This window comes from Bacteroides sp. AF32-8BH, assembly GCF_003435205.1.
Lineage (GTDB): Bacteria > Bacteroidota > Bacteroidia > Bacteroidales > Bacteroidaceae > Bacteroides > Bacteroides ovatus.
On sequence record NZ_QVLZ01000082.1, the window covers coordinates 1 to 9,645 of the forward strand.

11 protein-coding genes and 1 tRNA gene are annotated in these 9,645 nt (G+C 41.1%); 9 read left to right on the forward strand and 3 right to left on the reverse strand.

Features of this window, described 5'->3' with window-relative positions; genetic code table 11:
- Window positions 1–728: 728 nt before the first annotated feature.
- From pfkA to cmk, 3 genes are all read right to left on the reverse strand, one after another.
- Window positions 729–1,709 carry a 6-phosphofructokinase gene (pfkA, locus tag DWZ47_RS29480; RefSeq protein ID WP_004297914.1) on the reverse strand — a complete coding sequence of 327 codons (981 nt, stop codon included), beginning with the start codon at window positions 1,707–1,709 and terminating at the stop codon, window positions 729–731.
- 175 nt (window positions 1,710–1,884) lie between these two features.
- The gene (locus DWZ47_RS29485) at window positions 1,885–2,754 is read right to left on the reverse strand and encodes a 4-hydroxy-3-methylbut-2-enyl diphosphate reductase (protein ID WP_004312427.1); all 870 of its coding nucleotides are present in this window, start codon (window positions 2,752–2,754) and stop codon (window positions 1,885–1,887) included.
- Between the two features lie 8 nt (window positions 2,755–2,762).
- Window positions 2,763–3,449: a (d)CMP kinase gene (gene cmk / locus DWZ47_RS29490; protein ID WP_085931522.1), complete on the reverse strand. Its 687-nt coding sequence runs from the start codon at window positions 3,447–3,449 to the stop codon at window positions 2,763–2,765.
- 217 nt (window positions 3,450–3,666) lie between these two features.
- On the opposite strand from cmk, the gene DWZ47_RS29495 reads away from it, so the two are divergent.
- The 9 genes from DWZ47_RS29495 to DWZ47_RS29535 all read left to right on the forward strand — a co-directional run bounded on the left by DWZ47_RS29495 (window position 3,667) and on the right by DWZ47_RS29535 (window position 9,574).
- Window positions 3,667–4,350 carry an energy transducer TonB gene (locus DWZ47_RS29495; protein ID WP_117515624.1) on the forward strand — a complete coding sequence of 228 codons (684 nt, stop codon included), beginning with the start codon at window positions 3,667–3,669 and terminating at the stop codon, window positions 4,348–4,350.
- Window positions 4,351–4,419: 69 nt separating this feature from the next.
- The gene (locus tag DWZ47_RS29500; RefSeq protein WP_004306794.1) at window positions 4,420–5,394 is read left to right on the forward strand and encodes a polyprenyl synthetase family protein; all 975 of its coding nucleotides are present in this window, start codon (window positions 4,420–4,422) and stop codon (window positions 5,392–5,394) included.
- Window positions 5,395–5,409: 15 nt separating this feature from the next.
- Window positions 5,410–6,126: a hypothetical protein gene (locus DWZ47_RS29505; protein ID WP_004297925.1), complete on the forward strand. Its 717-nt coding sequence runs from the start codon at window positions 5,410–5,412 to the stop codon at window positions 6,124–6,126.
- On the forward strand, window positions 6,120–6,896 hold the full coding sequence (locus DWZ47_RS29510; RefSeq protein WP_004327306.1) for a TatD family hydrolase: 777 nt from the start codon (window positions 6,120–6,122) through the stop codon (window positions 6,894–6,896). The genes DWZ47_RS29505 and DWZ47_RS29510 overlap by 7 nt, the downstream gene beginning before the upstream one ends.
- A 120-nt stretch (window positions 6,897–7,016) precedes the next feature.
- Window positions 7,017–7,104 (forward strand) — tRNA-Ser (locus DWZ47_RS29515).
- A gap of 74 nt (window positions 7,105–7,178) precedes the next feature.
- A complete protein-coding gene (locus DWZ47_RS29520; protein ID WP_004312432.1) occupies window positions 7,179–7,979 on the forward strand; it encodes a MotA/TolQ/ExbB proton channel family protein in 801 nt (266 codons plus the stop codon).
- A 6-nt stretch (window positions 7,980–7,985) separates the two neighbouring features.
- The gene (locus DWZ47_RS29525; protein WP_004297929.1) at window positions 7,986–8,471 is read left to right on the forward strand and encodes a hypothetical protein; all 486 of its coding nucleotides are present in this window, start codon (window positions 7,986–7,988) and stop codon (window positions 8,469–8,471) included.
- Window positions 8,472–8,506: 35 nt separating this feature from the next.
- Entirely contained in the window at window positions 8,507–9,100 is a 594-nt protein-coding gene (locus DWZ47_RS29530; RefSeq protein WP_004297930.1) for an ExbD/TolR family protein, read from the forward strand.
- A gap of 3 nt (window positions 9,101–9,103) precedes the next feature.
- The gene (locus DWZ47_RS29535) at window positions 9,104–9,574 is read left to right on the forward strand and encodes an ExbD/TolR family protein (RefSeq protein WP_004297931.1); all 471 of its coding nucleotides are present in this window, start codon (window positions 9,104–9,106) and stop codon (window positions 9,572–9,574) included.
- Window positions 9,575–9,645 lie beyond the last annotated feature (71 nt).

Below are 9,645 nucleotides of genomic sequence, written 5' to 3' on the forward strand. Positions count from 1 at the left end.
AGAAGACAGTTGAAATAAAAAAGAGATTACCACCAAATTTGACGAAGAACCTTGAAAAACATAAAAACATCTGCCACCTGCAACGAAAAGCGTGTAATACACTAGTTAATAGATAGTTGTAACGTTGCAGATACCTGTGGCAGATAGGTTGCAGATAAAGTATCTGCAACACGTTATATAATCAAAGAAAAAGCCTTGATCCCTTTGTGCAAAGCTATGGGATAATTGGGGGACCCTATGGAGAAACTGTAGTGTCCCGCCTTAGAAACTCTCGTTTCCTGCCGTGGAAACTGTAATTTCTAATGCCGGAAACGACAGTTCCCCGCCTGGAAACGGGAAGTTAATGTATACAATAAACTTTTGCACCCATGGAGAATTGGCTTTGCAAGGCTTATACTGTGTGGCAGATACTTTGATCTGCAACCTATCTGCAACAGTATCTGCAACGTTACAACTATCTATTAACTAGTGTATTACACGCGTTTGGTTGCAGGTGGCAGATGTTTTCATGTTTTTTCAACTTTATAGTAGGAGGATTACGCATCAAAATTAGGGTCGCAACCGTAAGTCATAAAACAAATTCACCTCTGTGTCCTCCGTGTCCTCTGTGGTGAAAAGAAGCATTGAATAAATGAAAGAAGAGCGGTGAATGATAAGGAAATCTCCCGTTCATCCACCGCTCTTTATCTTATATACTGATATAAGCTGAACTCCTAAAAATAAAAAGATTAGATTGAAAGCTCTTTCAATACAGTGACAAGATCTCTCTTGATTGGTTTGTCATTCTTAATAGCCTTGCTGAACGGTACGTAAACGATCTCATCATGTTCGATTCCGATCATTACGTTACGTTGATCTTCCATAATAGCATCGATAGCAGCAGCACCGAGGCGGCTTGCCAGGATACGGTCGTGGGCAGTTGGGCTACCACCACGTTGCAGGTGACCTAAAATCGTCACACGTACATCATATTGCGGATATTCGTTTTTCACACGTTCGGCATAATGCATGGCTCCTCCTGTCAGTTCGCTTTCGGCTACCAATACAATGCTACTGTTTTTTGATTTGCGGAATCCGTTTTTGATAAACTCTTCCAGTTGGTCGACTTCCGTACTGAATTCCGGAATAATGGCAGCTTCCGCACCCGAAGCGATAGCTCCGTTCAACGCAAGGAAACCGGCATCACGTCCCATAACTTCAACGAAGAACAAACGTTCATGTGAAGTGGCTGTGTCGCGAATCTTATCTACGGCATCCAATATGGTATTCAATGCAGTATCATATCCGATGGTCGTATCTGTACCATAAAGGTCGTTGTCAATAGTTCCCGGCAGTCCGATACATGGAACATCAAATTCCTGTGCAAAGATACGCGCACCTGTCAGTGAGCCGTCTCCACCAATGATAACCAAAGCATCGATGCCTTCTTTTTTCATGTTGTCATAAGCCAACTGACGACCTTCCGGAGTCGTGAACTCTTTACAACGTGCCGTTTTCAGGATAGTACCACCCAACTGGATGATGTTACTCACATTCTGACTCTTGAATTCTTTGATTTCACCTGTAACCAGACCTTTATATCCTCTGTATATACCTTTAACTTGCAATCCATTGTAGATGGCTGCACGTGTCACTGCACGTATAGCAGCGTTCATTCCCGGAGCATCACCTCCGGAGGTCAAAATTCCGATACACTTAACTGTTCCCATATAACAATCTCTCATTAATTAGTTTGACGCGGCAAATGTACAACAAAAAGTTGAAAGCAGTGGTTATGAAGTTTTTTTTCGTAAGAAGAAAACATTAAAAATGTTCAAATGACCTTTTTTCGCTTTCCTTTTATTCGTTCATGTTACTTTGCCGTTTCCTTATGTTGCTTTGCTATTATTCTTTGATGAGCGTCCGAATGTGATTGTAAATCTTCTCCATCAACCATTTAGGAGTAGAAGTCGCACCACATACGCCAATTGAATTTACGTTTTGAAGGAGAGAAGGATCTATTTCTTTCTCGTTATCTATCAAATGTGAATTGGTGTTCACCTTCAAACACTCCTCGAACAGCATTTTTCCGTTTGAACTCTTTTTGCCGCTGACGAAAAATATCAAATCGTGTGTAGCCGCAAATTCCCGAAGCTTAGGCATCCGGTTGGCAACCTGACGACAAATAGTATCATAATATTCGAAAGTCGCCTCCGGTGAAATATGTTGCTTGAAGTATTCCACAATTTCCTGAAACTCGTCCAGTGACTTGGTAGTCTGTGAGAAAAGACGGATGCTTTTGTTTAAATCCAACTTTTTGGCTTCTTCTGCCTTTTCGATGACAATTGCTTTTCCATCTGTTTGACCCACCAATCCCAGCACTTCAGCATGACCGCTTTTGCCGTATATGACAATTTGTTTTTCTTTGTCACTGTCTGCCAGATACCCTTGTCTGATACGTTTTTGCAAACGTAATACTACCGGACAGGTCGCATCGATAATTTCTATATTATTTTCACGGGCAATCATGTAAGTTTCCGGTGGCTCTCCGTGTGCGCGAAGCAATACTTTGGCATTCTTCAGTTGTTTGAATTCTTCCCGGTTGATCGTGATTAATCCCATCGTTTTAAGCCTTTCCACTTCCCGGCTATTGTGTACAATATCTCCGAGACAATAGAGAGTCTCTCCCTTTGCCAACTCCTCTTCTGCCTTATGAATGGCTGTCACCACACCAAAGCAGAAGCCGGAATCTTCGTCTATCTCTACCTTGATCATAAAGCAAATTATTTACTTACCTTATTAAATTGTCCGAAAAGCCATTCCTTTTGCTCTTCAATCGATAAGTGGGTGTTATCCAGAAGCAGAGCATCTTCAGCTTTGCGAAGTGGACTTACTTCCCGGTTCTGGTCGATATAATCCCGTTGTTTCACGTTTTCCAGAATTTCGTCGAAGCTGGCTTCCTGTCCTTTTGCTTTCAGCTCGTCATAACGGCGTTGAGCACGGATTTCGGGAGTGGCGGTTACAAATATTTTCAGTTCCGCATCCGGGAAAACGGTAGTTCCTATATCCCGGCCATCCATGACGATGCCCTTTTCCTTTCCCATTGCTTGTTGCTGCGCCACCATTTCTTCACGTACGAAGTCAAGCGTACTGATAGGGCTCACTTTGGAAGAAACCTCCATTGAACGGATTTTATTCTCCACATTCACGCCGTTCAGATACGTGTCGGGACGTCCGGTTTCTTTATTCAGCTGGAAAGATATACGAATGTTCTTGATTTCTTTTTTCAGTTTCTCCGTATCGATCACGTCTCCGTTGAAAATCCCGTTCTCTATACTATATAAAGTGACCGCACGATACATGGCTCCACTGTCAATGTAAATGTAACCCACTTCGCGGGCAAGATCTTTGGCCATTGTACTTTTTCCACAAGAGGAAAAGCCATCGATTGCAATTGTTATCTTTTTCATATTCAGTTCATCTGATTTGTTCGCCAAAGATACGGTAAATTTGAAAATCAACCATAAGTTTGCCGTTAAAAGGAGCAAGACAAGTACGAAAGAATTAAAAAAGTTAAAAAGCCGGATAAAAAGAGGCAAAGAGGGAAACGAATACATGAAAATGTACTATATTTGCCCGGAGACACATGAAAGGACACTTTTTTTTAATCATTATATTAATAAATTTATGGAAGTTAAAAAATCACCCAAGGCAGACCTGGAAGGCAAGAAGTCTACATGGTTGCTCGTTGGTTACGTGGTAGTTCTAGCTTTCATGTTCGTGGCGTTCGAATGGACCCAGCGTGACGTGAAGATAGATACAAGCCAGGCAGTAGCCGATGTCGTGTTTGAAGAGGAAATTATTCCTATTACCGAAACCCCTGAACAAGCAGCTCCACCACCACCTGAAGCTCCAAAGGTAGCAGAATTGCTGGAGATTGTGGATGATAAAGCTGATATTGAGGAAACAACAACTATTATCAATGAAGATAATCAAGCTCGTGTAGAAGTAAAATATGTGCCTGTACAAGTGGTTGAAGAAGAACCGGAAGAACAGACTATTTTCGAGGTTGTAGAAAATATGCCGGACTTCCCGGGCGGACAAGCAGCTTTGATGCAGTATCTGGCAAGAAATATTAAATATCCGACTATCGCACAGGAAAACGGAACTCAAGGACGTGTTATCGTACAGTTCGTTGTTAACAGAGACGGTAGTATCGTAGATGCGAAGGTTGTACGTAGCGTCGACCCGTATCTGGATAAAGAAGCCCTCCGTGTGATTAATACCATGCCGAAGTGGAAACCAGGTATGCAGCGCGGAAAACCGGTACGTGTTAAATTTACAGTTCCTGTGATGTTTAGATTGCAGTAATTTGTAACACTATAAATGGAGAGGCTGCTTTCGGCAGCCTCTTTTTATTCATTAATTTTTTTATTCATCATGTTTACAGCTTCTCAATTACTCGATAAGATAAATAATCATATTTCTGAAATCCAGTTTACCCGGACGCCGAAAGGACTTTATGAACCGATTGAATATATCCTTTCTCTGGGTGGGAAGCGGATACGTCCTGTATTAATGTTGATGGGATATAACTTGTATCGGGAGGATGTTGCGTCTATATACGATCCTGCCACTGCGATTGAAGTTTACCACAATCACACCTTGTTGCATGATGATTTGATGGATCGTTCGGATGTGCGCAGAGGGAAACCTACCGTGCACAAGGTCTGGAATGATAATACTGCTGTACTTTCGGGAGATGCTATGTTGATTCTGGCATTTCGGTATATGACGGGTTGTCCACCGGAACACCTGAAAGAAGTGATGGATTTATTCAGTTTGACTACACTCGAAATCTGTGAAGGACAGCAACTGGATATGGAATTTGAATCTCGCTGTGACGTTACAGAAGACGAATACATTGAAATGATTCGTTTGAAAACAGCCGTGTTGCTTGCGGGTAGTCTTAAAATAGGTGCAATTCTGGCAGGAGCGACTGCTGAAGATGCAGAAAATCTATATAATTTTGGAATGCATATTGGAGTAGCATTCCAGTTACAGGATGATTTGTTGGATGTATATGGTGATCCGGAAGTGTTCGGGAAGAAGATAGGTGGAGACATCCTCTGCAATAAAAAAACATATATGCTTATCAAAGCACTGAACCGTGCGGATGAAAAGCAGCATGCTGAATTGAATCGTTGGTTGAATGCGGAGGCTTTTCAACCTTCTGAAAAAATCGAAGCGGTAACTGAAATCTATAATCAGTTGAATATCCGCAATATTTGTGAAAGCAAAATGCGTGAATATTATACGTTCGCTATGGAAAGTCTGGCGGCGGTAGCTGTTGCGGAAGACAGAAAAAAAGAACTGAAGAATCTGGTGAAATTATTAATGTATCGTGAAATGTAGTTAAGTATCGGAGATATGCCTTATAGACGACTACCAAATACTGATCAAGCAAGAGTTCGGGCGCTGAAAGCGGCTGTCGAAAAGGGAGAGATGTATAATGTGCGTGACTTGGCTATTACATTGAAGACATTATTTGAAGCGCGTAACTTTTTGCATCGGTTTGAGGCAGCGCAAATTTATTATACCCAGTGCTACGATAATCAGTCGCGTGCCAGCCGTAAACACCAGATGAATGTGAAGACTGCCCGGCTGTATATCTCTCATTTTATTCAGGTGCTCAATTTGGCAGTGCTTCGTGATGAAATCAAGGTGGCACATAAAGAGTTATATGGCTTGCCTGCTTCCAATACCGTACCGGACCTGTTGAGTGAAGCCTCTCTGGTAGAGTGGGGGAAGAAAATAATCGAAGGCGAACAATTAAGGACCACTCAAGGTGGCATACCTATTTATAATCCGACTATTGCACGCGTAAAAGTGCATTATGATATTTTTCTGGAAAGCTATGAACGGCAGAAGAACTATCAGGCATTAACCAATCGTAGTCTTGATGAACTGGCGTCTATGCGTGACCGTGCCGATGAATTGATTTTGGATATCTGGAATCAGGTAGAAGCCAAATACCAGGATGTCACTCCCAATGATACCCGATTAGAAAAATGCCGCGACTATGGACTGATATATTATTATCGCTCCAGCGAAAAAATAAAAGAAGAAAAAGAAATATCATGTTGATCGATACTCATTCTCATCTTTTTGTTGAAGAATTTACCGAAGACCTGCCATTGGTGATGGAACGTGCGCAGAAAGCGGGAGTTTCCTATATTTTTATGCCCAATATAGACAGTACGACCATTGATGCTATGTTGTCGGTTTGTAGGGATTATCCGGGATTTTGCTATCCGATGATCGGACTGCACCCTACTTCTGTCAATGAATCGTATGAACAGGAATTAGCGATTGTTCACAAATACTTGTCGACTTCCCGTGAGTTTGTGGCTATCGGAGAAATAGGTCTTGATCTTTATTGGGACAAGACTTTTCTGAAAGAGCAAATCTTGGTTTTTGAAAAGCAAATAGAGTGGGCGCTGGAATATGGTCTTCCCATTGTAATCCATTCAAGAGAAGCGTTTGAATATATATATAAGGTAATGGAACCCTATAAAAATACCTCTTTGACCGGCATTTTTCATAGTTTTACCGGGACATCGGAAGAAGCGGCGAAATTGTTGGAATTTGAAGGATTTATGTTAGGTATCAATGGAGTTGTAACTTTCAAGAAATCGACTTTGCCGGAGGCATTGACGACTGTTCCTTTAGAGCGCATTGTGCTCGAAACCGATTCTCCCTATTTGGCTCCCGTGCCGAACCGGGGAAAGAGAAATGAAAGTGCCAATGTGAGAGACACACTCATGAAGGTGGCTGATATTTATCAGAGGGATCCGGAGTACGTGGCACAGGTCACTTCTGTGAATGCGCTAAAAGTGTTCGGAATCCGCAAATAAGGTTCGAAAGGTTTTAAATTATATTAATTTGCCGTATTTATTCGAGATAAAAGAGGGAGAATGCTTCTTGAAAAGAAAAAAAAGAATACATTTGTAGCTGAAAATGCTGAAAACTCAGAGGGAGAGATGCTCGAGTGGTTGAAGAGGCACGCCTGGAAAGCGTGTATACGCCAAAAGCGTATCCGGGGTTCGAATCCCCGTCTCTCCGCAGAAATGAAAGAGAGATGAGAAGTAAATACAATAATAATAATCAATTAATTAATCTTAAAAATTAGACACACAATGAAAAAGTTATTTGCAATTGTTGCTGTGATTGGGGCCTTCACTTTTGGCTCAATTCAACTTGCTCAGGCTCAAGACGCTCCTGCAGCAGAACAAACTGAACAACAAGCTGCTCCTGCCGCTGAAGCTACTACAGCTGCTGCTCCTGCTGCAGAAGAGGGTGGTATTCACAAGGAAATCAAAGTTAAATTCATCGAAGGTACTGCATCTTTCATGAGTTTGGTAGCTATCGCTTTGGTGATCGGTTTGGCTTTCTGTATTGAACGTATCATTTATTTGAGTTTGGCTGAAATCAACACAAAAAAATTCATGGCATCTATCGAAGCTGCTTTGGAAAAAGGTGATGTTGAAGCTGCTAAAGACATTGCTCGTAACACCAGAGGTCCGGTTGCTTCTATCTACTACCAAGGTTTGATGAGAATCGATCAAGGTATTGACGTAGTTGAGAAGTCAGTTGTATCTTATGGTGGTGTACAGGCAGGTTACCTTGAAAAAGGATGTTCTTGGATCACACTGTTTATCGCAATGGCTCCGTCACTCGGATTCTTGGGTACTGTAATTGGTATGGTGCAGGCATTTGATAAAATCCAGCAGGTAGGTGATATCTCTCCGACGGTTGTTGCAGGTGGTATGAAAGTTGCCTTGATTACAACTATCTTCGGTTTGATCGTAGCATTGATCCTTCAGGTATTCTACAACTACGTACTTTCTAAAATTGAGGCTCTTACAAGTGAAATGGAAGATTCTTCTATCTCTTTGCTTGATATGGTAATCAAATATAACTTGAAATACAAAAAATAATCTAAAATGAGTAAGTTAACATATAGAATATCGTATTACGCACTGTATGCGATGTTTGCTATTATTCTGATCGTTATTGGCTTGTTCTTCTTAGGAGGAGATGCCTCGGGCGATGCCTTAATTCCGGGAGTAGATCCCGAAATGTGGCAACCGGCTCAAACAGACGCCTTACTCTATCTGATGTACGTTTTGTTTGGCTTAGCCATTGCAGCCACTGTTATTGCTGCTGTATTCCAATTTGGTGCAGCTTTGAAGGATAACCCGGCAAATGCCATCAAGTCTTTACTTGGTTTGGTTCTTTTAGCTGTTGTTCTTATTGTAGCTTGGGCAATGGGTGATGGTACACCAATGCAGATTCCTGGCTATAGTGGTACAGACAATGTTCCTTTTTGGCTGAAAGTAACTGATATGTTCCTTTATTCTATTTACATATTGTTGTTTGTGACAGTTGTTGCAATCATTGCGAGTGGTATAAAGAAAAAATTGTCGTAATCAATTGAGGATACTCGATTAAATAAGTTATTAAAATGGCAAAAGGAAAAAGAAAAGTTCCTGATATAAACTCAAGTTCTACGGCGGATATTGCTTTCTTGTTGCTGATCTTCTTCTTGATTACAACATCAATGGATACGGACCGTGGTTTGGCAAGACTTTTGCCTCCACCACCCGAAGATGAAAAGAATGAGAATACCGATAAAATTAAAGAACGTAACATCCTGCAGGTTTATCTGAATAAAGATGATGCTTTGATGTGCGGGAATGATTATATTGGTGTTGATCAGTTGAGGCAGAAAGCCAAAGAGTTTATTGCTAACATCAATAACGCTGAGAATATGCCGGAAAAGACACAAAAAAATGTCGATTTCTTTGGTACTACTCTTGTTAATGATAAGCATGTAATTTCTTTGCAGAATGACCGCGGGTCTTCTTATCAGGCATATATAAGTGTGCAGAACGAATTGGTAGCTGCATACAATGAATTGAGAGATGAGTTAGCTCAAGAAAAGTTTGGGGTTACTTACGCTGAACTGAATGATGCACAGCAGAAAGCTGTTCGTGAAGTTTATCCGCAACGAATTTCTGAAGCAGAACCTAAAAAATACGGAGAAAAAAAGAAGTAAGTAATGGGAAAATTTAATAAGACTGGTAAACGTGAAATGCCGGCATTGAATACTTCTTCGTTGCCTGACCTTATCTTTACCTTGTTGTTCTTCTTTATGATTGTAACAACGATGCGTGAGGTAACATTAAAGGTGCAGTTTACACTTCCGCAAGGTACTGAACTCGAAAAACTGGAGAAGAAATCACTGGTAACATTCATTTATGTAGGGGAACCTACACAAGAATATCGCGCGAAAATGGGTACTGAAAGTCGTATTCAGTTGAATGACAGTTATGCTGAAGTGGGTGAAGTACAAGACTTCATTTTTCAGGAACGTGCGAGTATGAATGAAGGCGATGCTGCTAAGATGACTGTGTCTCTGAAAGTAGATCAGAAGACAAAGATGGGTATTGTTACTGATGTAAAAAATGCTCTTAGAAAATCTTATGCTTTGAAGATTAACTATTCGGCTACGAAACGTGGTGAGAAGTAATTAGTTAATTCAATATATATAAAAAGAGGTTGTGTCAAAACGCTGACACAGCCTTTTTTATGCGCAAAGCC